The organism is Lacrimispora xylanisolvens, assembly GCF_002934545.1.
Classification (GTDB): Bacteria; Bacillota; Clostridia; order Lachnospirales; family Lachnospiraceae; genus Lacrimispora; species Lacrimispora xylanisolvens.
On sequence record NZ_PTJA01000019.1, the window covers coordinates 14,908 to 41,241 of the forward strand.

The 26,334-nt window shown below is 43.0% G+C and carries 28 protein-coding genes; 25 read left to right on the forward strand and 3 right to left on the reverse strand.

The annotated features are described in order from the left end of the window. Positions 1–3 precede the first annotated feature (3 nt). The 19 genes from BXY41_RS25015 to BXY41_RS25105 all read left to right on the forward strand — a co-directional run bounded on the left by BXY41_RS25015 (position 4) and on the right by BXY41_RS25105 (position 18,566). Entirely contained in the window at positions 4–915 is a 912-nt protein-coding gene (locus BXY41_RS25015; RefSeq protein ID WP_104439601.1) for a carbohydrate ABC transporter permease, read from the forward strand. 43 nt (positions 916–958) lie between these two features. Beyond that, entirely contained in the window at positions 959–2,554 is a 1,596-nt protein-coding gene (locus BXY41_RS25020; RefSeq protein WP_104439602.1) for an extracellular solute-binding protein, read from the forward strand. Between the two features lie 77 nt (positions 2,555–2,631). Beyond that, positions 2,632–3,729 (forward strand): alpha/beta hydrolase family protein, encoded by a 1,098-nt coding sequence (locus tag BXY41_RS25025; RefSeq protein WP_242980385.1) that lies wholly within the window; start codon positions 2,632–2,634, stop codon positions 3,727–3,729. Between the two features lie 127 nt (positions 3,730–3,856). Then, a complete protein-coding gene (gene holB, locus BXY41_RS25030; RefSeq protein ID WP_104439603.1) occupies positions 3,857–4,846 on the forward strand; it encodes a DNA polymerase III subunit delta' in 990 nt (329 codons plus the stop codon). 3 nt (positions 4,847–4,849) lie between these two features. Beyond that, positions 4,850–5,758 (forward strand): PSP1 domain-containing protein, encoded by a 909-nt coding sequence (locus BXY41_RS25035; RefSeq protein ID WP_104439604.1) that lies wholly within the window; start codon positions 4,850–4,852, stop codon positions 5,756–5,758. Beyond that, positions 5,748–6,485 carry a tRNA1(Val) (adenine(37)-N6)-methyltransferase gene (locus BXY41_RS25040; RefSeq protein ID WP_104439605.1) on the forward strand — a complete coding sequence of 246 codons (738 nt, stop codon included), beginning with the start codon at positions 5,748–5,750 and terminating at the stop codon, positions 6,483–6,485. The genes BXY41_RS25035 and BXY41_RS25040 overlap by 11 nt, the downstream gene beginning before the upstream one ends. A gap of 46 nt (positions 6,486–6,531) precedes the next feature. After that, positions 6,532–7,389 carry a 16S rRNA (cytidine(1402)-2'-O)-methyltransferase gene (gene rsmI, locus BXY41_RS25045; protein ID WP_104439606.1) on the forward strand — a complete coding sequence of 286 codons (858 nt, stop codon included), beginning with the start codon at positions 6,532–6,534 and terminating at the stop codon, positions 7,387–7,389. A 145-nt stretch (positions 7,390–7,534) separates the two neighbouring features. After that, complete coding sequence (locus BXY41_RS25050; protein ID WP_104439664.1) at positions 7,535–8,500, forward strand: beta-ketoacyl-ACP synthase III; 966 nt, start codon at positions 7,535–7,537, stop codon at positions 8,498–8,500. A 77-nt stretch (positions 8,501–8,577) separates the two neighbouring features. Then, entirely contained in the window at positions 8,578–8,811 is a 234-nt protein-coding gene (gene acpP, locus BXY41_RS25055; RefSeq protein WP_104439607.1) for an acyl carrier protein, read from the forward strand. Next, on the forward strand, positions 8,811–9,734 hold the full coding sequence (fabK, locus tag BXY41_RS25060; protein WP_104439608.1) for an enoyl-[acyl-carrier-protein] reductase FabK: 924 nt from the start codon (positions 8,811–8,813) through the stop codon (positions 9,732–9,734). Before acpP ends, fabK begins: the two co-directional genes overlap by 1 nt. Positions 9,735–9,750: 16 nt before the next feature. Continuing rightward, the gene (fabD, locus tag BXY41_RS25065; protein WP_104439609.1) at positions 9,751–10,668 is read left to right on the forward strand and encodes an ACP S-malonyltransferase; all 918 of its coding nucleotides are present in this window, start codon (positions 9,751–9,753) and stop codon (positions 10,666–10,668) included. Between the two features lie 16 nt (positions 10,669–10,684). Next, positions 10,685–11,425, forward strand: coding sequence for a 3-oxoacyl-[acyl-carrier-protein] reductase (fabG, locus tag BXY41_RS25070; protein ID WP_104439610.1), 741 nt, complete (start codon positions 10,685–10,687; stop codon positions 11,423–11,425). A gap of 16 nt (positions 11,426–11,441) precedes the next feature. After that, positions 11,442–12,680, forward strand: coding sequence for a beta-ketoacyl-ACP synthase II (gene fabF / locus BXY41_RS25075; RefSeq protein WP_104439611.1), 1,239 nt, complete (start codon positions 11,442–11,444; stop codon positions 12,678–12,680). 12 nt (positions 12,681–12,692) lie between these two features. Continuing rightward, positions 12,693–13,166, forward strand: a complete 474-nt coding sequence (accB, locus tag BXY41_RS25080) for an acetyl-CoA carboxylase biotin carboxyl carrier protein (RefSeq protein ID WP_104439612.1) — start codon at positions 12,693–12,695, stop codon at positions 13,164–13,166. Between the two features lie 62 nt (positions 13,167–13,228). Further along, the gene (fabZ, locus tag BXY41_RS25085; protein ID WP_185140397.1) at positions 13,229–13,654 is read left to right on the forward strand and encodes a 3-hydroxyacyl-ACP dehydratase FabZ; all 426 of its coding nucleotides are present in this window, start codon (positions 13,229–13,231) and stop codon (positions 13,652–13,654) included. A 10-nt stretch (positions 13,655–13,664) separates the two neighbouring features. Further along, complete coding sequence (locus BXY41_RS25090; protein ID WP_104439614.1) at positions 13,665–15,017, forward strand: acetyl-CoA carboxylase biotin carboxylase subunit; 1,353 nt, start codon at positions 13,665–13,667, stop codon at positions 15,015–15,017. A gap of 21 nt (positions 15,018–15,038) precedes the next feature. Continuing rightward, the gene (locus BXY41_RS25095) at positions 15,039–16,763 is read left to right on the forward strand and encodes an acetyl-CoA carboxylase carboxyltransferase subunit alpha (protein WP_104439615.1); all 1,725 of its coding nucleotides are present in this window, start codon (positions 15,039–15,041) and stop codon (positions 16,761–16,763) included. Continuing rightward, positions 16,763–17,884, forward strand: coding sequence for an NAD(P)H-dependent flavin oxidoreductase (locus BXY41_RS25100; RefSeq protein WP_104439616.1), 1,122 nt, complete (start codon positions 16,763–16,765; stop codon positions 17,882–17,884). The genes BXY41_RS25095 and BXY41_RS25100 overlap by 1 nt, the downstream gene beginning before the upstream one ends. Positions 17,885–17,948: 64 nt before the next feature. Continuing rightward, entirely contained in the window at positions 17,949–18,566 is a 618-nt protein-coding gene (locus BXY41_RS25105; RefSeq protein WP_104439617.1) for a nucleoside recognition domain-containing protein, read from the forward strand. 62 nt (positions 18,567–18,628) lie between these two features. Here the strand turns inward: BXY41_RS25105 and BXY41_RS25110 are convergent, their stop codons facing one another. The 3 genes from BXY41_RS25110 to BXY41_RS25120 form a co-directional block, all read right to left on the reverse strand. Then, positions 18,629–19,651 (reverse strand): right-handed parallel beta-helix repeat-containing protein, encoded by a 1,023-nt coding sequence (locus BXY41_RS25110; protein ID WP_104439618.1) that lies wholly within the window; start codon positions 19,649–19,651, stop codon positions 18,629–18,631. 256 nt (positions 19,652–19,907) lie between these two features. After that, positions 19,908–20,156, reverse strand: coding sequence for a TIGR03905 family TSCPD domain-containing protein (locus tag BXY41_RS25115; protein WP_104439619.1), 249 nt, complete (start codon positions 20,154–20,156; stop codon positions 19,908–19,910). A 118-nt stretch (positions 20,157–20,274) separates the two neighbouring features. Next, entirely contained in the window at positions 20,275–21,186 is a 912-nt protein-coding gene (locus BXY41_RS25120) for a LysR family transcriptional regulator (protein WP_104439620.1), read from the reverse strand. A 411-nt stretch (positions 21,187–21,597) separates the two neighbouring features. Here BXY41_RS25120 and BXY41_RS25125 point away from each other — a divergent pair, with 411 nt between their 5' ends. The 6 genes from BXY41_RS25125 to idi all read left to right on the forward strand — a co-directional run bounded on the left by BXY41_RS25125 (position 21,598) and on the right by idi (position 26,289). Next, complete coding sequence (locus BXY41_RS25125; protein WP_104439621.1) at positions 21,598–23,037, forward strand: non-oxidative hydroxyarylic acid decarboxylases subunit C; 1,440 nt, start codon at positions 21,598–21,600, stop codon at positions 23,035–23,037. Between the two features lie 27 nt (positions 23,038–23,064). After that, the gene (locus tag BXY41_RS25130; RefSeq protein WP_104439622.1) at positions 23,065–23,271 is read left to right on the forward strand and encodes a non-oxidative hydroxyarylic acid decarboxylases subunit D; all 207 of its coding nucleotides are present in this window, start codon (positions 23,065–23,067) and stop codon (positions 23,269–23,271) included. Between the two features lie 97 nt (positions 23,272–23,368). Continuing rightward, complete coding sequence (locus BXY41_RS25135) at positions 23,369–24,751, forward strand: SLC13 family permease (RefSeq protein WP_242980386.1); 1,383 nt, start codon at positions 23,369–23,371, stop codon at positions 24,749–24,751. Between the two features lie 23 nt (positions 24,752–24,774). Then, positions 24,775–25,338 (forward strand): UbiX family flavin prenyltransferase, encoded by a 564-nt coding sequence (locus BXY41_RS25140; protein ID WP_104439624.1) that lies wholly within the window; start codon positions 24,775–24,777, stop codon positions 25,336–25,338. Positions 25,339–25,372: 34 nt separating this feature from the next. Next, positions 25,373–25,753: a proteasome assembly chaperone 4 family protein gene (locus BXY41_RS25145; protein WP_104439625.1), complete on the forward strand. Its 381-nt coding sequence runs from the start codon at positions 25,373–25,375 to the stop codon at positions 25,751–25,753. Between the two features lie 11 nt (positions 25,754–25,764). Beyond that, the gene (gene idi / locus BXY41_RS25150) at positions 25,765–26,289 is read left to right on the forward strand and encodes an isopentenyl-diphosphate Delta-isomerase (RefSeq protein ID WP_242980389.1); all 525 of its coding nucleotides are present in this window, start codon (positions 25,765–25,767) and stop codon (positions 26,287–26,289) included. Positions 26,290–26,334 lie beyond the last annotated feature (45 nt).

Below are 26,334 nucleotides of genomic sequence, written 5' to 3' on the forward strand. Positions count from 1 at the left end.
GAGATGAATCAGAAAAGCACATGGATAGAGTTTAAAAATGAATGTATCACAGATAAGTTGTTTGATATCTGCATCTGGGTACTAATTGCGGCGGCAGTCTGTATTACCCTGTATCCCTTTATATATGTTGTAAGCATTTCCTTAAGCTCTGGTGAAGCGGTGAATAAGGGATTAATTACCCTGTTACCGGTGGATGTGAATCTGGATACTTATCGGATGGTTATGTCTTATAAGGATCTATGGATTTCTTATGGAAATACATTTTATTATACCGTTATGGGAACCTTTTTAAATATCGTATTTACCTGTCTGGCAGCTTATCCGCTTTCCAGAAAACGGTTTTTCTTAAGAAAGAAAATGAATTTCCTCCTGGCATTTACCATGTATTTTTCCGGCGGACTCATACCAAGTTATCTGGTTGTAACGGGGCTTGGTTTGTATAACAGCAGACTGGCCATGATACTTCCGGTTCTGGTCAGCGCTTATAACGTTATGATCTGCCGTTCTGCGTTTGAAGGAATTTCTGAGGAATTATTTGAAAATGCTTATCTTGAGGGAGCCAATGACCTTCAGGTTTTGGTAAAAATAGCAATCCCATTGATAAAACCGACGTTAGCTGTTTTAACCCTGTATTATGCAGTGGCACGGTATAATGATTTCTTTAGTGCGCTGCTTTATATCGGAAAGCAGAATCTTCAGCCGTTGCAGTTGTTTCTTCGAAGAATTCTTCTGATGGCCTCTGCAGAGATCATGCAGTCTTCCGGTAATGCAACGGCCGCCAGTGCAGCAGCTCAGTCTACCATTCAGATCAGATACGTCTGCATTGTTTTATCTATGGTGCCGATCGTATGTCTTACTCCCTTTATACAGAAGTATCTGGTGAAAGGTACCATGCTGGGAGCAGTAAAAGGATAATCATGTTTTGATTATATATAATAAAAATGAGGAGGATGTTACAATGAAAAAGAAGGAATATTGGAAAGCAGCAGTCATATCTGCAATGATAGCTGCAGCGGCGTTATCTGGCTGTTCAGGGAAGAGCACCCAGGCGGAATCAAAAGAGGAAAAAAGCAATGAGGCTGAATTTAATTACACCGGGGCAGCACCGGTAACCAACACCCCTGATGCAAAGGTAAGCATTCTTGCGCAGAATTCCTGGTACTCTACCGTAGACTATGCCAATGCGGATATTATTAAGAAAATTGCTTCCAATGCAGGTGTGACAATTGACTGGACCCTTGTCTCACCTACCAATTATAAGGACAGCGTAAGCCCTATGCTGGCATCTGGTTCGGATCTTCCCAATATTGTGGAACTTCCTGATCTGGATGATAATATGACTTATATTACCGGAGGACTTTTCTATCCTCTTGATGAGTATATGAATTATATGCCAAATTACAAGAAGTTTCTGGATAGCAACCCGGCTATAAAAGCCAGTCTGACAGCTGAGGATGGCCATATTTATTATGTGCCTCAGACGGTTGTAACAGATAATTATCAGCCCTGTACCATGATTAATATGCAGTGGCTGGATCAGCTGGGTCTTCCGGTACCTACCACACTTGATGAGTTTGTAGAGGATCTGCGTGCGTTCCGGGATAATGATATGAATGGAAATGGAGACAAAACAGATGAGATTCCATTAAGCGTAACTGCTAAGAATCTTCCTCTTATGTTTGGTCCGGCGTTTGGTCTTAACCTGGTGGATGGTTTTTATGCGGATGAAAGTGGAAAGGTACACTATTCAGCTGCAGAATCTGAGAATTACAAGAAATATCTTACGTTTTTAAATGGTCTTTATAAAGAAGGTCTTTTGGAGGTAGAATATACATCTCTTACCCGGGATCAGATTACAGAGCGCTGTGCCCGTAATATAACTGGTGCAACATTTGATTACAGCTGGCAGATGTCACAGCTTTACAGCAAACAATATCCGGAGTATACTGGTGAAAAAGGAATTATGGTTGGAATTCCACCTCTTTCCGGAGAATCAAAAGGCTTTTATCTTGGAAGAAACCCAATTGCCAATATTTTCGGTATCAGCAAGTCAGACAAGGACCCGCTTCTTGCCATTAAATTTTTAGATTATGCCATGAGTGAGGAAGCACAGAATTATTATGTCTGGGGACTGGAAGGAGAAAGCTATACGGTATCAGCAGACGGGAAAAAGGCTTATACAGAAAAGGCTTCTGATAACAACTGGCTTCAGCAGCTTGGTATCAATGCAGGATGTCTTCCTTCCCAGCAGTCGGTAGAGGCTACAGATGTACTTCTTCCAAAATGGCATGTTGAAAAGGATAAGGAGCTTCAGGCATTTTCAAAGGCACCTTGGCCATTCATCTACTCTACAAAGGATGAGCAGAATATTATCTCCCAATATCTGGTTGATATTACTACTTATGTGGATGAAATGAATGTGGCATTTATTACAGGAACGACAGATCTTAGTACATTTGATTCCTATTTATCTACCCTTGACAATATGGGATTAAAGGATCTGCTGAAGGTAAAACAGCAGCAGTATGACCGGTTCGTTTCATCGACTAAATAATGAGTTTAAGACCGGCACAGAGGATGGATTCTGTGCCGGTTTTTTACTTTAAATATGTATAATTGAAAGGATCAGATATGGAAAATAAGAAAAGAACAATACCAATCTCCAGGTTTTATACCTGCGAAGATAAGCTGATAAAGAAAATGAAAGAGAAAGGCAGAAAAAACAGATTTTGTGCGGAAACAAAAACAGATTATGAAAATTGGAAGAAGGAAACAAGAGAGCTGTTAAAAAACCTGATCGGACTTCAGAACATGGAAGTTTGTCCGTTAAATCCCCAGTGTCTGGAACGGGTGGTAATTGAAGACGGCATTGTACGGGAAAAGATTCTTCTTCAGGTGGAGCCGGAAGTGTATATGCCGGTCTATGTTCTGATTCCGCCCAAAAAGGGGGAAGAAAAGCTAAAATGCTTTCTGGCACCTCCCGGCCATCAGGGAGCAGGAAAATATTCGGTTGCCGGAGTGCGGGAAATTCCGGCAGTTGCAGATAAAATTGAGCTGTTTCATTATGATTATGGTCTGATGATGGCAAAGCTTGGCTATGCAGTTCTCTGCCCTGACTGCCGCGGCTTTGGGGAGAGAAGGGAGGCTGCACTCCAGGGAGAAGAGGAAAATGAATTTTTAAATTCTACCTGTTTTCATCTTGCTCATATGGCAGAACCCCTTGGTATGACCGTAATTGGCATGTGTACCTGGGACTTAATGAGACTGGTTGATTATGTCTGGGAGCGGGGAGAATGGGATGTGGAATCTGTGGGGTGCGTGGGATTTTCCGGCGGGGGGATGCAGACACTCTGGCTATCTGCTTTGGATGACAGGATTAAAACTGTGATAATCAGCGGATACTTATATGGATATTCGGATTCTCTTTTAAGGCTGAATGGCAATTGCAGCTGCAATTATGTGCCTCATCTTTGGGAACATGTGGATATGGGAGACATTGGGGCTCTCCTGGCGCCAAGACCTCTGATGGTACAGTCCGCACGTTCTGATCATCTGAATGGATACAGGGGGCTGGAGAACGTTTTAGAGCAGCTGGACGTGATCAAAAAGGCATATGGTTTGTATGGGAAAGAGGAAGTAATATATCATGATATATGGGATGGTGGTCACTGTTTCCACGGAGAAAATTTAGAGAAATTCTTAAATGGAATCAAGGAAATGAAAGAATGAAATTTTAATTGGATACGATAACATTTGCCAATACTTATTTCTTGTGGTGAAAAACGTTCTATGCTATAATGATACTGGCTGGTTTTTATGAAAACGGGTCATACAACAGCGATAGGGAGGTGTCTCTATGCCAGGTTTCCACGATATTATCGGTCATGAGAGAATCAAAGAACATTTGCAGAAGGCGATTGAATCAAATCATGTATCCCATGCGTATATTCTCACTGGAGAAGCGGGAATGGGAAGAAAATCTCTGGCTAACGCATTTGCCATGACTTTGCTGTGTGAAAAAGGTATGAGCGAACCGTGTATGCAGTGTCATGCCTGCAAACAGGTTATGAGCGGGAATCACCCGGATCTTATTTTTGTCACACATGAAAAAACAGCAGGTATCGGTGTAGATGACATCCGAGGTCAGATACAGGATACGATTATGATACGGCCTTACAGCAGTTACTACAAAATATATATCGTTGATGAGGCGGAAAAGATGACGGTTCAGGCGCAGAATGCTCTTTTAAAGACCATTGAGGAACCTCCGTCTTATGCAGTTATTATGCTTCTTACTACCAACCAGGAAGCATTTTTGCCCACAATCCTCTCCAGGTGCGTGCAGTTAAAATTAAAGCCGTTAAAGGATTCTGTTGTTACTTCTTATCTGACAGGATCTATGGGGATTAGTGAGAGCAGGGCGGAAGTTTACGGAGCATTTGCCAGGGGTAATTTGGGACGTGCCATTCATCTTGCTGCGTCAGAAGAATTTCAGGCGCTGTATATGGAATTAATCCATATGCTGAAGCATTTAAAAGAGATGGATATTATGGAACTTTTAAATTACATCAGGAAGCTGAAGGAACAGGATCCGGATTTATCTGACTGCCTGGATTTTATGCAGCTGTGGTACCGGGATGTTTTAATGTTTAAAGTAACACAGGATATCAATCTTCTTGTTTTTAAAGAAGAATTTAATACAATGAAGGAAATGAGCGCTGCCAGCTCTTATGAGGGAATCGAGCTGATCCTACAGGCCATAGATAAGGCAAGGATTCGTTTAAATGCCAATGTAAATATGGAACTGGCGATGGAGCTTATGCTGCTTGTTATGAAGGAGAATTGATTGATGATAAAAGTTATTGGCGTCAGATTCCGGAATGCAGGAAAAATCTATTACTTTGATCCTGTAAATCTGGAGGTAAAGGCTGGGGATCATGTAATAGTAGAGACAGCAAGAGGTATTGAGTATGGTTACGTTGTACTTGGAGCCCGTGAAGTGGAAGATGAGAAGGTGGTTCAGCCTTTAAAATCAGTGATCCGTATGGCTACCAAGGCAGATGATGAAGTAGAGAAGAAGAATCATGAGAAGGAAAAGGAAGCATTTAAGATCTGCAAGGAGAAGATTAAAAAGCACGGTCTTTTAATGAAGCTGATTGATGCGGAATATACCTTTGATAACAATAAGGTGCTGTTTTATTTTACGGCAGATGGAAGAATTGATTTCAGGGAGCTGGTTAAGGATCTGGCTTCTGTTTTTAAAACAAGGATTGAACTGCGCCAGGTAGGCGTCAGGGATGAGACTAAGATTGTGGGCGGGGTTGGTATCTGCGGCAGAACGCTGTGCTGTCATTCTTATCTTTCTGAGTTTATACCAGTTTCGATTAAGATGGCCAAGGAGCAGAACCTTTCACTCAATCCAACCAAGATTTCCGGTGTGTGCGGAAGGCTTATGTGCTGCCTGAAGAATGAAGAAGAAACCTACGAAGAGCTTAACAGCAAGCTTCCTAATGTGGGGGATTTTGTGACCACAGATGACAATTTAAAGGGAGAGGTTCACTCAGTCAGTGTTTTAAGGCAGTTAGTTAAGGTCGTGGTTACCATTAAGGATGAAAAGGAAATCAGAGAATACAAGGTGGAACAGTTAAGGTTTAAGCCCAGACGCCGCAGGGAAAAGACCCAGGTGACGGATGAGGAGTTAAAGGCTTTGGAAGCTCTGGAAAGGAAAGAGGGTAAATCCAAGTTAGATGACAATTAAACTGAAAGACAATGAACGGATTGATGACCTGCAGCGTAATGGTTATCAGATCATACAAAACCGGGACGGCTTCTGTTTTGGAATGGATGCCGTTCTGCTTTCCGGATTTGCAAAGGTAAAGCCAGAGGAAAAGGCAATTGATCTTGGAACCGGAACGGGTATTATCCCCCTTCTTTTGGAAGCGAAGAATCAGGGAATGCATTATACAGGGCTTGAGATCCAGGAGGAAGTGGCTGATATGGCTGCCAGAAGCGTGGCGCTGAATCATCTTGAGGATAAAATAACCATTGTCAGAGGAGATATAAAGGAAGCCAGCCGTTTGTTTGGTGCGGCTTCTTTTGATGTGGTGACATCCAATCCTCCTTATATGAATGATGCCCATGGTCTTAAGAATCCGGATCTGCCGAAGGCAATATCCCGTCACGAGGTATTGTGTACCTTAGAGGATGTGGCAAGGGAAGCGGCCAGGCTTCTTCGTCCAGGCGGACGGTTTTATCTGGTTCACAGACCCCACAGACTGATTGAAATTATAACAGCATTAAAGAGTGTGGGTATGGAACCCAAACGAATGAAGATGGTACACCCCTTTGCTGATAAGGAGGCAAATATGGTTCTTATCGAAGCAGTCAGGGGCGGAAGATCCATGATTAAGGTGGAGGCACCGGTGATTGTGTATAAGGAACCAGGTGTGTATACGGATGAAATCTATACCATTTACGGGTACTGATTTTAATCTGGAATGAAAGAATAGGAATTTTAGCGGGAGAAGGAAAATGAATGAGAAAAAAGGTAAATTGTATTTGTGCGCCACTCCCATCGGTAATCTGGATGACATTACCCTGCGGGTCTTAAATACGCTGAAAGAAGCGGATTTAATCGCGGCAGAGGATACCCGTCACAGCATTAAGCTTCTGAATCATTTTGATATCAAGACGCCTATGACCAGCTACCACGAGTACAATAAGGTAGAAAAGGCAGTTTATCTGGTGGAGCAGATGAAGCAGGGAGTTATGGTTGCTCTGATTACAGATGCGGGAACACCGGGAATCTCCGATCCTGGTGAGGAACTGGTGAAGCAGTGTTATGAAGCAGGCGTAGAGGTGACTTCACTACCGGGACCTGCCGCCTGTATCACAGCGCTGACCCTTTCCGGTCTGGGAACAAGGAGATTTTGTTTTGAAGCGTTTCTTCCTTCCGATAAAAAGGAAAAGCAGTGGATTTTAAATGAGTTAAAGAATGAGACAAGAACCATAATACTCTATGAGGCGCCCCACCGTCTTGTCAAGACTCTGGAAGAACTTTATGAAGCATTAGGCGAGCGTAGAATTACCATCTGCCGGGAACTGACAAAACGATATGAGACTGCTTTTCGTACAACATTTACCCAGGCACTCAGCACTTACCGCAATGAGGATCCGAAGGGAGAATGCGTCATCGTGGTGGAAGGTAAGAGCTTTGAGGAAATCCGTATGGAACAGACAAAAGCGTTTGAGGAGCTTTCCATGGAAGATCACATGGAGCGCTATGAAAGCCAGGGAATGGATAAAAAAGAAGCCATGCGTATGGTTGCGAAAGACCGTGGAATCAGCAAAAGAGAGGTTTATCAGTATCTGCTAAACCGGGAAATATAAAAAATATCTTGACAACAGGCGTTTATTCTAATAATATTATTTTGAGATTCAAACTATTTGAAATATAAAACAATCCAACGAGGCATGATTTCATTTCAATCCGGGAATTACCAGAATGGAACAGAAACATGAATGGGGGAAATATATGACAACAAAAATAATTGGAACAGGGTCTGCAGTTCCGGACCGGGTGGTGACCAATGACGATCTGGCTAAGATTGTGGATACCAGTGATGAATGGATCCAGTCAAGGACTGGTATCAGAGAACGGCGGATTGCTGATGCCCAGTCTGGAACCACGGATCTGGCTATAAAGGCAGCTGTGGCGGCTCTGAAGGATTCGGGTGTATCTGCGGATGAACTGGACATTATTGTTTTGGCTACTTCGTCTCCTGACCGCTGTTTTCCAAGCGGAGCCTGTGAAGTACAGGCGGCAATCGGAGCTCACAGGGCAATTGCTTTTGATTTAAGCGCTGCATGCTCTGGTTTTGTCTATGGCTTCCATACAGTCTCCGCATTTTTTCAGGCAGGTATCTATAAAACAGGTCTGATTATCGGAGCCGATACGTTAAGCAAGTTAATTGACTGGAAAGACAGAGGAACCTGCGTACTTTTTGGAGATGGTGCGGGAGCAGCGGTAGTCCGGTCCCAGGATAAAGGAACGCTTTACATGACCATGGGTGCTGATGGCACAAGAGGAAGTGCACTGGACTGTGTATCACGGACCACTGGTAATTTTCTCACTGGTCAGGAACCGGAAACAGGCTATATGACCATGGATGGCCAGGAGGTATTCCGGTTTGCAGTTAAAACCGTTCCGGAAGCAATCTCAGAGGTGCTTTCAGAGAGCGGAACGGATTTAAATGAAATTAAGTATTTTATCCTGCATCAGGCCAATTACCGGATCTTTGAATCGATTGCAAAGAGACTGAAAGTGCCCATGGAGAAGTTTCCAACCAATTTAGAACGGTATGGAAATACATCGGGAGCATCGATTCCTATCTTGTTAGATGAATTAAACAAAGCCGGGAAGCTGCAGCAGGGAGATAAGATTGTACTTGCCGGATTTGGGGCAGGTCTTACCTGGGGCGCCACTCTTATGGAGTGGTAAAAATTAGATCTAATACTTTGATAATCAAAGTACTAGCATATAAAAATGATTAAGAGGAAGCAAAAGGAGATTAGAAGATGTTAGAGAAAATGCAGGAAATTATAGCAGAGCAGTTAAATGTGGATGCAGCAATCGTAAAACCGGAATCCTCTTTTAAAGAGGACTTAGGGGCAGACTCCCTTGATTTATTTGAACTGGTTATGGCTCTTGAAGATGAGTACTCAGTTGAGATTCCATCAGAAGATTTAGAGAAATTAACAACCGTTTCACAGGTTATGGACTATTTAAAAGCAAAGGGCGTGGAAGCGTAATGAATACCAGAATCCCCCAACTTTTGGGAATTGAATATCCCATCATACAGGGCGGCATGGCATGGGTTGCGGAACATCATCTTGCAGCAGCCGTGTCGGAAGCTGGTGGCCTTGGACTGATTGGCGGAGCCAATGCACCTGGTGAAGTGGTGCGTGAGGAAATCCGCAAAGCAAAAAAGCTGACCAACAAGCCAATCGGTGTCAATGTCATGCTTTTAAGCCCTCATGCTGATGATGTGGCAAAGGTAATCGTTGAGGAAGGCATTAAGGTGGTAACCACCGGAGCCGGTAATCCTGAGAAATATATGGAGATGTGGAAAGCAGCAGGAATTAAGGTAATTCCGGTTGTTGCTTCCGTAGCACTTGCAAAGAGAATGGAGCGCTATGGTGCGGATGCAGTCGTAGCGGAAGGGTGCGAGTCCGGCGGACATATTGGAGAGCAGACCACCATGACGTTGGTTCCCCAGGTGGCAGATGCAGTTTCCATACCTGTGATAGCAGCAGGGGGAATTGGTGACGGCAGAGGAATCGCAGCAGCATTTATGCTTGGTGCAGAGGCTGTCCAGATTGGAACCAGATTTGTGGTATCCAAAGAATCCATTGTACATGACAATTACAAACAGAGAATTATAAAAGCAAAGGATATTGATTCTGCAGTAACAGGACGCACACACGGCCATCCGGTAAGATCGTTAAGAAACCAGATGACCAGAGAGTATGTGAGACTGGAAGAGGAAGGAAAATCCTTTGAAGAATTGGAATATTTAACCCTTGGAACCCTTCGCAAGGCGGTTTTAGAGGGAGATGTTATCAACGGCACGGTTATGGCCGGACAGATTGCAGGTATGATCAGTAAGGAACAGACCTGCAAGGAAATGATTGAAGAAATGATGGAGCAGGCCGGGAAACTTCTTGGCCGTTAAAGAGGAGTTTATGACTATGAGCAAGATCGCATTTATTTTCCCAGGCCAGGGCGCACAGTACTGCGGTATGGGCCAGGATTTTTATGAGCAGACAGCAACTGGAAAAGAAATTTTTGATATGGCTTCCGGACTTTTAGATTTTTCACTGCCGGAACTCTGCTTTGAGAAGAATGACCGTCTGGATATTACAGAATATACACAGGCAGCCATGGTGACCACAGGGATCGCCATGATGAGGGTTCTGGAAGAAAAAACAGGAATCAGACCGGATGTGACGGCTGGTTTAAGCCTGGGAGAATATTGCGCACTTGCAGCAGCAGGAGTCATGAGCGACAGGGATGCAATCTTAACTGTCAGACAGAGAGGAATTCTTATGCAGGAAGCAGTTCCTGCCGGTCTGGGAGCAATGGCAGCAGTTCTTTCTTTGGATGCGGCTAAAATTGAAGAGGTTTTAAGCCAGATCGACGGAGTTCAGATTGCAAATTATAACTGCCCCGGGCAGATTGTTATATCAGGTAAGAAAGAAGCTGTTGAGGAAGCCGGAGAGAAGCTTCTGGCAGCAGGAGCAAAGAGAGTCATTGGCTTAAATGTAAGCGGACCGTTCCACTCAGCCATGCTGACGCAGGCAGGTGAAAAACTTGGTGCCGTGCTTGAGAACATAGAGATTCATAAACCTGTGATTCCCTATGTAGCAAATGTAACAGCCCAGTATGTGACAGAGGCAGATGAAGTTAAGCCTTTACTGATCCGACAGGTATCTTCTTCCGTGCGTTTCCAGCAAAGTGTGGAAGCCATGTTAAAAGATGGAGTGGATACATTTGTAGAAATAGGACCAGGAAAAACACTGGCTGGATTTATTAAGAAGATAACGAGAGATGCGAAAGTCTTTAATATAGAAAAACTGGAAGATATAGATAAGTTAAAGGAAATTTAAGGGGAGGTGACAGGATATGTTAGATGGTAAAATAGCGGTGGTCACTGGTGCCAGCAGAGGAATCGGAAGAGCAATTGCGTTCAGGCTGGGACTGGAACGAGCTACTGTAATAGTCAATTATAATGGATCAGAAGAAAAAGCACTTCAGGTAGTAAAAGAGATTGAAGAAAAAGGCGGTAAAGCAGAAGCGATTGCCTGTAATGTATCGGATTATGAAGCTTGTGGAGCTTTCCTTGAAGGAGTCATTAAGAAATATGGGAAGCTGGATATTCTCATTAATAATGCAGGTATTACAAGAGATAATCTTCTTATGAAAATGTCGGAAGAAGAGTTTGATGCAGTCATCAATACCAACTTAAAAGGGGTATTTAACTGTATGAAGCATGTTTCCCGTCAGATGATCAAACAAAGAGGCGGCAGAATCATCAACATTTCATCTGTATCCGGAATTCTTGGAAATGCAGGTCAGGCAAATTACTGTGCGGCAAAAGCAGGAGTCATCGGAATGACAAAATCATTTGCCAGAGAATCTGCCAGCAGAGGTATTACTGTAAATGCCATAGCACCAGGATACATTCAGACAGATATGACAGATGTGCTGTCTGATTCTGTAAAAGAGGCAACTCTTAATCAGATTCCCATGAAACGTTTTGGAACGCCGGAAGATATTGCGGCAGCGGCCGTATTTCTTGCATCAGACCCGGCTGGTTATATCACAGGTCAGGTCATCAGTGTAGATGGCGGAATGGCTATGTAAAAAGGAGAAAAACGGTATGAATAGAAGAGTGGTAGTAACCGGAATGGGAGCAATAACTCCTATTGGCAAGGATGTAGAAAGTTTCTGGAACGGACTGAAGGAAAAAAAGGTGGGAATCGCGCCTATTACTCAGTTTGACACAACAGAATATAAAGCCACACTGGCCGCAGAAGTTAAGGATTTTGATCCGAAGGAGTATATGGATCCAAAGGCAGCCAAACGAATGGAACGTTTTGCACAGTTTGCAGTTGCAGCTACAAAGGAAGCTCTTGAAATGTCAGGTATTGATATGGAAAAGGAAGATCCTTATCGCGTGGGCGTTAGTGTAGGTTCCGGGATTGGAAGCTTACAGGCCTTAGAGCGGGAACATAAAAAGTTATTAGAGAAAGGTCCGGGCAGAGTCAATCCTCTTTTGGTACCCATGATGATATCCAATATGGCAGCAGGAAATGTGGGGATTCAGTTCGGATTAAAGGGTAAGTGCATCAATGTGGTTACGGCCTGTGCTACGGGAACCCATTCCATCGGAGAGGCGTTCCGATCCATCCAGTATGGGGAAGTGGATGTGATGGTGGCAGGAGGTGCGGAAGCCAGCATTTCACCAATCGGTGTGGCCGGATTTACGGCTCTTACTGCACTTACTACTTCAGATGATCCGCTCCGTGCTTCCATCCCATTTGATAAGGACAGAAGCGGCTTTGTTATGGGTGAGGGTGCTGGCGTTGTGATATTGGAAGAACTGGAACACGCGCTTTCCAGAAATGCCGTTATCTACGGAGAAGTAGTTGGTTACGGGTCTACCTGTGATGCATACCATATTACCTCTCCAGCAGAGGACGGAAGCGGTGCTGCGAGAGCCATGACTGAGGCGATGAAAGATGCCGGCATTAAAGCGGAAGATCTTGATTATGTCAATGCTCATGGAACCAGCACTCATCACAACGACTTATTTGAAACTATGGCAATTAAAGCTGCTTTAGGCGATCATGCAAAAAATGTAAGAATCAGTTCTACAAAATCCATGATTGGCCATCTTCTTGGCGCGGCAGGCGGTGTGGAGTTCATTGCCTGTGTGAAATCCATTCAGGATGGATTTATTCATGCCACTGCCGGTCTGGAAGAAGAAGGCGAAGGTTGTGATCTAAACTATACAAAGGGTGAGGGCGTTTCCTGTGACGTGACTTATGCTATCAGCAATTCCCTGGGCTTTGGTGGTCATAATGCCAGCATTCTTGTAAAGAAGTATGAACAGTAGGAGGCAGTCATAATGGAAATCAATGATGTGATCAGACTGATGGAGGCCGTTTCACAGCAGGGTCTCACCAGTTTTAAGCTGGAAGAGGGTGACTTTAAGTTATCCATGAAGAAAGAAAAACAGATGGTGATTGCGGCAGAAGGCGATTATGTCCAGAGAAGTATGGAGATTCCTTCTTATGCCGTTTCCAATACGAAGGCTACAGCTCTGGAGAGCGGAATGGATCAGGCTAAGACGGAAGCGCTTGCTACTGATAATGTAGTATCCTCTCCCTTAGTAGGAACCTTTTACAACGCTTCTTCACCGGACAGCGCACCGTTTGTAAAGGCGGGAGATACGGTTAAGAAAGGCCAGACTCTTGGTATCATCGAAGCCATGAAACTGATGAATGAGATTGAATGTGAATACGATGGTGTGGTAGAAGCCGTTCTGGTTGGAAATGAAGATGTGGTGGAATACGGTCAGCCTCTGTTCCGTATCCGGTAGACGATTGTAAAATCTAAGAGAGGTCCAGGGTCGGACCTCTCTTTTGAACATAAGGAGATAGTATGATGTTAGGTATAAAAGAGATTCAGGAGATTATTCCACACAGACATCCGTTTTTATTGGTAGACTGCATTGAAGAACTGGTACCGGGAGAAAAAGCTGTCGGATATAAATGTGTCACTTATGATGAGTCCTTTTTCCGGGGACATTTTCCGGAGGAACCGGTTATGCCAGGTGTTTTAATCATTGAAGCGCTGGCTCAGGTTGGAGCGGTTGCTATATTAAGCATGGAAGAGAATAAGGGAAAAATCGCTTATTTCGGGGCAATTGACAAGGCTAAATTTAAACAGAAAGTATATCCTGGAAGTAAGATTAAACTGGACTGTGAAATTATTAGAAAAAAGGGTCCGGTAGGAGTTGGGAAAGCGGTTGCCACTGTAGACGGTAAAATCGCTGCCAGCGCTGAACTGACATTTATGATTGGGTAGGTGGAGACCGATGTTTGATAAGATTTTAATTGCCAACCGCGGTGAGATTGCGGTAAGAATCATAAGAGCATGCAGGGAGATGGGAATTAAAACGGTTGCTGTGTACTCGGAAGCGGATCGGGAAAGCCTTCATACCCTTCTGGCAGATGAAGCCATCTGCATCGGACCGGCACCGTCCACACAGAGCTATTTAAATATGGAACGGATTCTCACTGCTACCGTAGCCATGAAGGCAGACGCTATTCACCCGGGATTTGGATTTCTTTCTGAGAACGCAAGGTTTGCAGAACTCTGTCAGAAATGCAACATTACCTTTATCGGACCAGATGCCGGAATTATCAATAAAATGGGAAATAAATCGGAAGCCAGAAAAACCATGATGGAAGCAGGTGTTCCGGTAGTGCCAGGCGGAAAGGAAGCCGTTCATCACGTAGAAGAAGCCAGACAAATGGCAGAGCGGATCGGTTTTCCGGTTATGATCAAGGCATCATCAGGCGGCGGCGGAAAAGGGATGCGTATTTCAAGGAGCATGGAAGACTTTGAAGCCAATTTTAAAAATGCACAGATGGAATCGATAAAAGGATTTTCCGATGATACCATGTACATTGAGAAATATATTGAAAAGCCGAGACATATTGAATTTCAGATACTTGCAGACCAGATGGGTCATGTGATTCATCTGGGAGAACGGGATTGTTCGATTCAAAGGCGTCACCAGAAGGTTCTGGAGGAATCCCCTTCAGCTGCAATTTCTGAGGAGCTTCGCCAGCAGATGGGCGAGGTTGCAGTACGTGCAGCAAAGGCAGTAGGCTATGTAAATGCAGGTACCATTGAGTTTTTGCTGGATAAGGATAAGAATTTTTACTTTATGGAGATGAATACAAGAATTCAGGTGGAGCATCCGGTAACAGAAATGGTAACCGGACTGGATCTCATAAAAGAACAGATCCGCATTGCAGCCGGTGAACCCCTTAGTGTTTCACAGCCTGATATTAGAATTTCCGGTCATGCCATTGAATGCAGAATTAATGCAGAAAATCCATCAAAAAACTTTATGCCATGTCCTGGACTGATTAAAAATGTTCACGTACCGGGAGGCAATGGTGTGCGGATTGATACCCACATTTACAATGATTATAAGGTTCCTGCAAATTATGATTCCATGCTGATGAAGCTGATCGTCCATGGGAAAGACCGTACGGAAGCCATTGCCAAGATGAGAAGCGCCCTTGGGGAGCTTATTATTGAAGGAATTGAAACAAATATAGATTTTCAGTTTGACATATTAAGTCATGATGCATATCGGGATGGTGATGTGGATACAGACTTTATTCCCAAATTCTTCCCGGATTATGTCCGGTAAACAGGGAGAGGAGCAGATCTTATGTTAAAAGAAATGTTTAAGAAAACTTATACCCTGATTGACAGCAAATACAGGACGGTGGAGAAGACCGGAGAACCAAATATTCCGGAGGGGCTTTGGAAAAAGTGCAATAAATGCTGTCAGCCAATCTATGCGGAGGATGTTAGAAACAATCATTACGTCTGCCCAAAGTGTAAGGGATACTTCAGAGTTCACGCTTTTCAGAGAATTGAGATGACAGCAGATCCAGGGACCTTTGAAGAATGGGATAAAGAGATGGAATTTGAAAATCCTCTTGATTTTCCGGGATATGAAAAGAAGATTGCTGCAGCAAGAGAAAAGACAGGACTGTCAGAAGCCATTGTAACCGGTGTTTGTGAAATTAACGGACTAAAAGCTGTGATTGGTGTCTGTGATGCAGGGTTTATTATGAGCAGCATGGGGCATGCAGTAGGAGAAAAGATCGCCAGAGCTGTTGAGCGTGCAACTGCTGAGAAACTTCCTGTAATTTTATTCGCCTGTTCTGGTGGAGCCAGAATGCAGGAGGGAATCGTGTCCTTAATGCAGATGGCGAAAACTTCTGCAGCATTAAAACGCCATCATAAGGCAGGGCAGCTTTATATCAGTGTTCTTACTGATCCTACAACCGGAGGTGTCACCGCTAGTTTTGCTATGCTTGGAGATATTATTCTGGCTGAACCAGGGGCTTTAATCGGTTTTGCAGGCCCCCGGGTTATTGAACAGACAATTGGCCAGAAACTGCCGGAAGGCTTTCAGCGGGCTGAATTTTTACTGGAACATGGATTTGTTGATAAGATCGTTCCAAGAGAAGAGATGAAGGAGATATTAACTTCTATCTTAAAGCTCCACAATCCCCACAACAAGGAATGTTTTTGTGTGGATAACCAGGAAACAAATGAAAACGCCTGTGGAAAAAAGAGTGGGTTCTGGCCAAAGAAAACTAAACGGAGCCCATGGGATACGGTGCAGCTGTCAAGAAGTGCGGACCGCCCGGTAGCTTCGGATTATATTCATCAGCTCTTTGATGATTTTATGGAGTTTGCAGGAGACCGTTATTTTAAAGATGACGGGGCAATTGTAGGCGGAATTGCCTCCTTTCATGGAATGCCTGTCACTGTGATCGGGCAGGAAAAAGGTAAGAATACAAAAGATAACATCAGGCGTAATTTTGGTATGCCTTCACCAGAGGGTTACAGAAAAGCCTTAAGGCTGATGAAACAGGCAGAAAGCTTTAATCGCCCCATTATCTGTTTTGTGGATACACCGGGAGCGTTCTGCGGTCTTGAAGCAGAGGAGCGGGGGCAGGGAGAAGCCATTGCCAGAAACTTATTTGAAATGGCAGATTTAACAGTACCGGTACTTTCCATTGTAATTGGAGAGGGCGGAAGCGGAGGTGCTCTTGCCATGGCAGTTGGAAATGAAGTCTGGATGATGGAGAACTCCATTTATTCCATTCTGTCACCGGAAGGCTTCGCCTCTATATTGTATAAAGATAGTAAAAAAGCAAATGATGCAGCCAGAGTCATGAAGATTACGGCTAAGGATCTGATGGATCTTGGTCTTATTGAACGGGTAATACCGGAGGAAGAGCCTGCCTGTGCAGAAAATATTTCGGAGATTGCCAGGGAGATGGACCGGGCAATGATAGAGTTTTTTGCCGGATACCTTACTATGACGAAAGAAGAATTGACAAATCAAAGATATGATAGATTTAGGAGAATGTGATGGGAACATTAAAACCATTGGTAATAGGAGATCTGGTGGCAAAATATCCGGTAATTCAGGGTGGAATGGGAGTTGGAATCAGCCTTTCCTCTCTTGCAGGAGCTGTGGCTAAGGCAGGAGGAGTTGGTATCATTTCAACGGCTCAGATTGGTTTTAAACAGCCCGATTTCCTTAAGAATCCCCTGGAAGCCAATTTACGTGCGATTGGTGAGGAAATGAAGAAAGCCAGGGAGATTGCTCCAGAGGGAATTATAGGCTTTAATATTATGGTTGCCACCAAGAATTATGCAAGCTATGTGAAAAAAGCGGTGATAGCGGGTGCTGATATTATTATTTCAGGGGCCGGTCTTCCTGTAAGTCTTCCAGAGTATGTGGCGGAAGCTGCAGAAGAAGCTGGAATTAAACTGAAAACAAAAATTGCCCCCATTGTTTCTACTGTAAAGTCTGCTATGGTTATCTGTAAGATGTGGGACCGTAAATTTAACCAGGCTCCGGATCTGGTTGTTGTGGAAGGCCCACTGGCAGGCGGCCATCTGGGATTCTCCAGAGAAGACTTATCAGAACTGGGTGTTGATACAGAAGACGTGGAACACACCTTTCAACAGGCGAAATATGATGAAGAGGTAAGGGGTATCATACGCCTTGTAAGAGAGTATGGGGAAAAGTATAATAAAGTAATACCGGTAGTAACCGCAGGCGGAATCTATACCCATGAGGATGTCATGCATCAGATTGATCTGGGTGCTGACGGTGTCCAGGTTGCAACCCGGTTTGTCACAACCCGGGAATGCGATGCTCCGGAGGAATTTAAGGAAGCTTATATAAAGTCATCCAAAGAGGATATTGTCATTACAAAAAGTCCCGTTGGAATGCCAGGAAGAGCCATAAAAAATCCGTTTTTGGATCATGTGGCCAATACCCCCTTTAAACTGGAACACTGCTACGATTGTCTGGAGAAGTGTGACAGAAAAACCATACCCTACTGCATTACAAAAGCCTTAATTTCATCGGCGGAAGGAAGAACCGAGGATGGACTGGTATTTTGCGGCAGCAATGCTTACCGGGCAGAGAAGATGGAAACGGTTGATGAAGTAATGAAAGATCTTGTTTTTGGAGAATAACATTTCATAAACTCTTCTTTTTAGGAATAGGATAAAAAGAAAACATGGAAATGTGGAGTGATGGATGTTAAATTATCTCTGGGCATTTATGCTATTGATAGGAGTTATCTGGGGAGCACTTCATGGTAATTTAAGTGCTGTAACAGACGGAGCTTTAACTTCTGCAAAGGAAGCGGTGATGCTGTGCATTACCATGCTTGGAATTATGTCTTTCTGGACCGGACTGATGGAGATCGGAAGGAAATCAGGGCTGATTGAACGGTTATCTGCCAAAATGGGGCCAGTGCTTCATTTCTTGTTTCCAAAGATACCTGAAAAGCATCCTTCCCTGGAGTATATTTCTACCAATATTATTGCAAACATTCTGGGCCTGGGATGGGCAGCCACACCTGCTGGTCTGAAGGCAATGGAATCATTAAAGGATTTAGAGGAGACCAGAAGAAAAGAGTATTCTCAGGGGAAAAAAATCCCCAAACCGGTTTCCGATGGTACTGCCAATAATGAAATGTGCACATTTATGATTATTAACATATCGTCGCTCCAGTTAATCCCTGTCAATATGATTGCTTACAGAAGCCAGTATGGCAGTCTTGATCCAACAGCAATTGTAGGGCCAGCCATTGCAGCAACCTTGTTTTCAACGGTAATCGGTGTTGCTTTGTGTAAGCTGCTTGACCGGTGATATCTTATCAGACTTAAAAAACCGCCGGTTCTCCAGACGATTGGAGGACCGGCGGTTTGTATTTATTTGGTGTTAAAAGAGCAGTTTACGACTGTAGCGCCCACAATCACATCTTTACTTGCACCGCCGCTGGAGATGCAGTCTGAAAACTTATGAGTTCCTGAGGAAGGAGTTTTTGGGAAGTAGAAATTAACGTTGTTATTCTTTGCCGTACAATTTTTGAGAGTGATATAACCAGTATTGTTATTCTGGTCATATCCTCTTTTTTTATTGCCAATGGCAACGCAGCCTTCCAGATAATGGTTGTCGCTGGTATAGTTTCCGCCTACTTTAAAGCCCTGTCCGTTTCCATCGCCTTTTCCGTTGTAAGAGGCTTCGCAGTTATATAATTTAACGGCATTGCCTGCGGAATAGAAATCAAAGCCGTCATCAGAATTGTTAAGAGCATTACAGTTTCTAAATACATTGCCGCTTCCGATGCTTAACTTGGCTGCAAAACCATCTGCATTCTCTCCATTGGTCTTGGAGTCGTAGTTATAAGTAGAGGTAACACGGGTGATTTCATTATTGTATGCCCCGTTGCTCATCTGAAGGCCGGTGTCTCCACATTTAGTAATGAAGCAGTCTGTAATCTTATTGTTGCCTCCGATGATATGAATTCCGTTATCTCCCGCGTTCTGAATGGTAAGTCCAGATATAACCCAATAGTTTCCTGTAATCTGAAAGCCTCTTGAGCTGTCAGCATATGGCTGGCTGGAGAAATCAACGACTGGCTTGTGACCGCTGTAATTCATAATCCGGATTGGTGAACCGGAAGTGCCGCTTTTACTTAGTTTGTAGGTAGCAGATGATTTGTAAGTTCCATTCATTAAATAGATGGTAGTACCTGCGGACGCGTTGCCTAATGCCTTATCAATGGTCTTATAAGGCTTGTCCTTAGACTGTCCGTTATTGGAGTCGCTGCCGCTTGCAGAAACATAGTACTCCTTTGAAGCACCATGCGCTGGTGTGGGACTCATGACACATAAACTGGTGACCATAAAGCAGGTAGTGATAATACTGATGATTCTTTTTCCATTTCTCATTTTTTATCCCCTTTCATTCTATCTAGATTCCGTGCCAGTTATTTGACCCGGTATTTCCAGCTGAATAAACTATAATTAGATACTAAAATAGTAAAAAACAATTGTCAATAAAAAAGAAAGGGATATTTAAACTATTCCAAAATGTCATAAAGAATACTATAATTATCAAGCGAATCAGATATAAAAAATAAAAAAGCATATAGAAATGACCGTGTATTCTGGTCATCTCTATATGCTTTTTTTCATGTATGAAAAATTACTGATTGCTTTCCTTATACTCTTTTAATGCTTTGGACAGCTGATCCGGGCAGGAAGTAGGACGAAAGCCGCATTTGATTCCTTCCAGACGACGAATGGCATCATCAACATCCATGCCTTCAACCAGTCTTGATACGCCCTGTGTATTTCCTGAACAACCGCCTACAAACTGTACATGACCAACCTTACTTCCTTCTATTTCGAAATTAATTTCCTGGGAACAAACTCCGTGTGTTTTATATTTCATCATTCATACCTCCGTATAATTGTAACGCTTGCCTCAACTGGAACTTTAAAGAATTATAACGAATTCCATGGCAAGTGTCAATAGATCATAAAAGGAAGAAATAAGAAGCATCACGCAGCTAAGATTCTGGCATAAGTTCTTTTTGTTCTTTTAAATATTCATACAACATATTGGACTTGTCGACTAGTTGGGGATTGATACAGTTAGAGGATAATTTGGCAAAACCAATATTTGTTTTAACCGAATCCCTGATCCTGTAATAGGTAAGGTTTGGAAACATCTGAAGATTAGCCAGCTGCCTGGGTAAAATGGCACAGCCGCCTTTTTGAGACAAAAAAGATAGAAGCATCATATGTCGGGGGAATGTCCCAGCAATACTGCCTGTGTATCCAATATCATAAAGTTGTTTTTTTGTCAGCCGGTAAATATCCGACTCCTTGGCAATGGTGTAGATATTATCAAATTTAAAGCCATTTAAATCAATCTCACTGCCTTGTTCAAACGGAAATACATTCTTACTGCAAATCATCACCATCTCATCTGAGACCAGAGAAACCGTATCATATTCTGAGTCATTCATTAAATCTGTGCGGCAGATAGCAGCATCAATCTCCTGCTGGGAAAGCATCTTAATCAGATTTGACTGGTCATCCTCCACAATTTGAATCGAATAATTACCAAATTTCTCCTGAAAGTTAAGAAGCAGCTGCATAATCCCGCTTTCCGCCAGGCAGGGAATGGTTCCTACGGTCAACTCTGTAACATAGCAGGAAGTACCAAACTTCTCCAGTTTCGTTCTTAAGTCCTGGGTACACTTGCGGATGTTTAGTGCATATTCCAGGTAGACATTACCTGCTTCTGTCAGTTCTGCCTTAGTATTACTTCTGATAAACAGTACAATTCCCAGCTCATTTTCAATTGCCTTAATATGTTTTGATAAAGCTGACTGGGAAATATAAATGCTTTCGGCAGCGGTAGAAAAATTTTTGTACTTTGCCAATGCTAAGAAATCATCAATCCATTTTGTCATAATCAAATAGCCCCCTTAAGTTACTGATAAATCGTAAAAATCTAAACTCAGATGTACGTTTTGTCATTAACATTATTATAATACAGAATGATGAGAAGGAAAATATGTTTATACTATTTTGTCATGACATTTTAGAATACTTTTAAATATTAAAAAAACATAAAGTTAACTATCATTTTAATGGTAAAGTGCAATAAAATGCGTATTTATAAAAGTTTATTTTGGGTTCACCATTTGCTATGAATCATAATTGAAAAATTTAAAGATTTTTTGATTCCAATATGGAATAGTTGCGCGAATTTAATCGAATTGCCACGAAAATTGTAATTGATTATAATTTAACTATGTTGGAAAAATAATCCAGCTGGGAACCGTAACAGCACCATATGAAGAAAATCAGGAGGAAAATTTATGGCAAAAGTTTATCAGGATTTGCGCAGTTTCCTTTCCACTCTGGAAGAAAACGGTCAGTTAGTACGAATTAAGGAGGAGGTTAATCCAGAACCGGATATTGCGGCGGCAGGCAGAGCAGCGGCAAACATAGAGAGTGGTCCGGCGGTTTTATTTGAAAAGGTAAAAGGATATCCTTACAGCGTAGTTACCAATGTGCATGGTTCGTGGGCCAATCATGCTCTGATGCTTGGCATGGATAAAACGGCATCAACCAAAGAGCAGTTCCATGAGATCAACCGCAGATGGGACCGATTCCCGGTTAAGCCTGAAATCCTCAAACGGGAAGAAGCACCCTGTAAAGAAAATACCATTGATAAAGCGGAGGATATCAACCTGTTTGAACTCCTTCCATTATACAGAATCAATGATCAGGATGGCGGTTTCTTCCTTTCCAAAGCGTCCATTATTACGGCTGATCCCAATGAGCCGGACAATTTTGACAAGTTAAATGTTGGAACATACCGCATTCAGGTTAAGGGAAAAAATCGTGTAGGAATTCAGGCACTGGCATTTCATGACATTGCAATCCAATTGGAAGCTGCTGAGAGAAAGAATGAAAAGGTTCCAATCTGTATTACAGTTGGAAACAGCCCTCTTGTAACCTATATGGCATCTACGCCTGTTATGTATACTCAAAATGAGTATGAATTTGTAGGTGCGCTTCAGGATGGTGTTCCCACTCAGATTGTTCAGTCCGATCTTTACAAAAACCTGTATGTTCCAGCCGGTTCAGAGGTTGTTTTAGAAGGTTATATTGAGCCAAGAGTGCGTGAGGTAGAAGGTCCGTTCGGAGAATTTCCAGGCTCCTACTCAGGCTCCAGACGCCAGTGTGTGATTACAATTACTCATGTAACCCACAGAACAAATCCTATTTTTGAGAACCTTTATCTGGGTATTCCGTGGACTGAAATTGATTATCTTATGGCTTTAAATACATCAGTTCCTCTTTACCAGCAGATCAAACGGGATTTCCCTGAGGTACAGGCGGTTAATGCCATGTATACTCATGGAATCGGCTGTATTATTTCTACAAAGGTACGTTTCGGCGGTTTTGGTAAAGAAGTGGCATTCCGCCTTCTTTCCACTCCTCATGGCGGTTCGTACAGTAAGATTATTATTATTGTGGATGAATTTGTTGATCCATTTAACCTCCCTCAGGTTATGTGGGCACTGACTACCCGTGTGAGACCGGATAAGGACGTTGTGGTGATTCCAAACTGTCCGGGTATGCCTCTTGATCCATCCTCATATCCGGCTGGAATGCATTCCAAACTGATTATAGATGCCACAACACCAAAGGATCCGGAACCTAATCCAAGAGAAGTTGAACTTTTAGAGCCGCCGGCTGGTTATGAAAAGTATGAAGCTTTGATTCGTAAACTGATGTCTGAGATGTAAGCTCTATAACGAAAGGAGATTGAAACTATGAAATGTCCACGCTGCGACGGAAATAAAATTGAAGTGATTGCAACCTCTCCTGTTGGAAATGTCTGGGAAGTTTATGAATGTATGGATTGCTTTTATTCCTGGAGGTCGACTGAGACGCCGCATATTCATGATAAATTTAAACTGAAAAAAGAACAGATTGATACGTTACAGGTAATACCCCCCATTCCGCCCCTCGATAAATAATATACATAGCTCCTGACTCTTAAGGCTTTCCCCCAAGCCTTAAGAGATCCTAAAAAAGATTAGCTTAATGATTCTAATCATGAAAGGAGAAGCTTCAGTGACATTCACTAAACAGAAATCAGGCTTTTTAATTGGTATTATTATTTTTGTTCTTGTCCTACTTCTTCCCCTTGACGGATTGTCCAGAGAAGGACAGATCTGTCTTGGATTAACACTAATGACCGTAGTCTGGTGGGCTGCACAGGTTGCCCAGTCAGGTTACGTGGGGGGATTCTATCTGGTCTCCGTATGTCTTTTAAAGCTTGCTGATACGAAAGTGGTATTTGCAGGCTGGACAACTTCAACCCTGTGGCTGGTTATCGGTGCTTACATGATTGCGGCAGCAGTTAAAAAGTCAGGATTAGGAGAACGGATCTCTTATGCCTATATCCTGAAATTTGTAAGATCATGGAAGAGCATTATCATCGGCATTTTTGTATTGACTTTTATTTTATCCTTATTTATTCCTCACCCCTGGCCCCGGGCATTCTTAATCATGTCGGTTATGTCCGTAGTGATTAAGGCTGCAAATATGCCAAAGGAGGATGCGGTTAAGGTAGGATTTACGGTGTTTGCAGCGTCGGTTCCGGTTTCACTTATTTTTCTGACTGGAGATTCTGTTATTAACCCGCTGGTAGTGACTTACTGTACAACAGAAAGCATTAATTTTGTACGCTGGTTTCAGATTATGGGACCTCCGGCTCTGTTTTTAAGCATTACTACCCTGATCTTAATTCTGATTTTGTTTAAACCATCGAAAGCAGTTGAAGTTAATTTCGATGAGGTCCGTACCGCTCAGTCTGCTCTTGGTAAAATGACCGAAAAAGAAAAGAGAACTTTAATCTGGATCCTGATAGCAATTGGTCTCTGGCTTACCAACGGTATTACCGGTCTTGATGTAGGCTGGGTTACACTGGCGGTGGCCATGTGCATGGCTCTGCCTGTAATCGGTAATGTTTTAACGGTAAAAGAATGGAGTGATGTTCCGGTTCATGTTCTGGTATTTTTAACTTCTGCCATTGCAATTGGCAAGGTTGGTGCAGTAACCGGTATGAATGAATGGCTCGCAGCCACTCTGCTTCCCAAAACCATGCCGGGAAACATACTGGTACTGGCCATTATGATTGCAGCAATTGCGATTCTGATTCATATGTTTATGGGGTCTGTGATTGCAGTTATGGGAGTTGCCATTCCGGCGATTTTAGTCTGTACCAATGCACTGGGAATTAATGAGCTGGCAGTAATTTTTGTTATTTATCTGGCTATTTCAGGCCATTATATTCTTCCGTTCCATCACCTGAATATCCTGGTGGGTCAGGGAGAGGAAAACGGAATGTATACACAGAAGGAAACCATTAAGATGGGAGTTCCGCTGCTGATTCCGATTTTCCTGACAGTTGGTTTTGCCGTAGCGTGGTTTGCAGTTCTTGGCATTGTATAACTGTTTATAAGAGAGGTGTTTAAATGAGAATTATTGTAGGAGTATCAGGAGCAACCGGCGTGGTCATGAGTCTTTACCTTCTGAAGGCGCTGAAGAGTTTTAAGGACTGTGAGGTTCATCTGGTGGTATCGGATTGTGCCAGAAAAACCTGGGAGTTAGAAACCAATTATCCCTTTGAGAAGCTGGTTGAACAGGCAGATTATTATTATGATGTTCATAACCTGGCTGCAGCAATCTCAAGCGGCTCTTATCAGACAGACGGAATGATTATACTGCCCTGCAGTATGAAGACTCTGTCAGGAGTTGTAAATGGTTTTACCGATAATCTCCTGATTCGTGCAGCCGACGTCTGCATGAAAGAAAACCGGAAGGTAATTCTGTGTACAAGAGAAATGCCTCTTGGTAAGGTTCATCTTCGTAATATGATGGCAGCAGCAGATTTAGGCTGTACCATAATTCCTCCAATGCTTACTTTTTATAATGGTCCCAATACTCTGGATGATCAGATCAACCATGTGGTAGGAAAGATACTGATGCAGTTTGGACTGGATTATAAAAATTTCGTCCCATGGCACGGTGCAGATTAACCGCGAAAAAGGAATTGTAAAAGGGAGAGATAGTATGATAAACAAAATTTACGGAGTTGGAAAGTATGCGGTAAGTATGAGCGTCCATATAACAACAGGGAACGGACTTGCAGTTTTTATAAGCGGCGGTGAAAGACCACATCTTGGAGGAGTGGCATTGGCATCCCCCAGTGCAGAGATTGATGGACAGCAACTTTCCAGCTGCGATCTGTGGACCCTGACAGTACCGGGACATAAGGACGCACAGCTGGCACAAAAAATCGCAAAGAAGCTTTGCACTGCGCTGGGAGAGCCGGTATCTGTAAGTCTTGGGGTTCATATTGAACATGCCACGATGGATGAGATTAAACTTCTGTGTAATAATGTGGAAGCTGCAGCAGATTTATTTTTGAAAGAGTATCTTAAAAAGGACTGATTGGAGTAATTATGGATCATTTGATTTGTGTTGACATACTGGATCGGGAAATAGGGAAAGCGACCAAAGAAGAGTGTCATCAAAAAGGATTGCTTCACAGGGCTTTTTCAGTATTTTTGTATCATGAGGGGAAATTATTGCTTCAGCGGCGTGCATTGGAAAAATACCATTCCGGAGGTTTGTGGACCAATGCATGCTGCTCGCACCCCCGATATCAGGAATCTTTAGAGGAAGCAGTTAAAAGGCGTCTTTATCAGGAGCTTGGAGTTGTCTTAAACTGTGAAGAAGCAGGTTCTTTTATTTATTATCATAAGTTTCATAATGAAATGTTTGAGTATGAATATGACCACGTGTTTATAGGTCAGTATGATGGAGAAATCAGTCCGGATCCGGAAGAGATTATGGATCTGAAATGGATGGAAATAGCTGATTTGTCTGAAAGCATGCTGCAAAATCCGGAACAGTATACGGTGTGGTTTTTAACTGCAGCACCTATGGTTATTAAAAAACTGATGAGCGGAAAAGTACCAGGGTAATGACCTGGATTTTTCGCTGTTCAGAGATAGATTGGCTTTAAAATA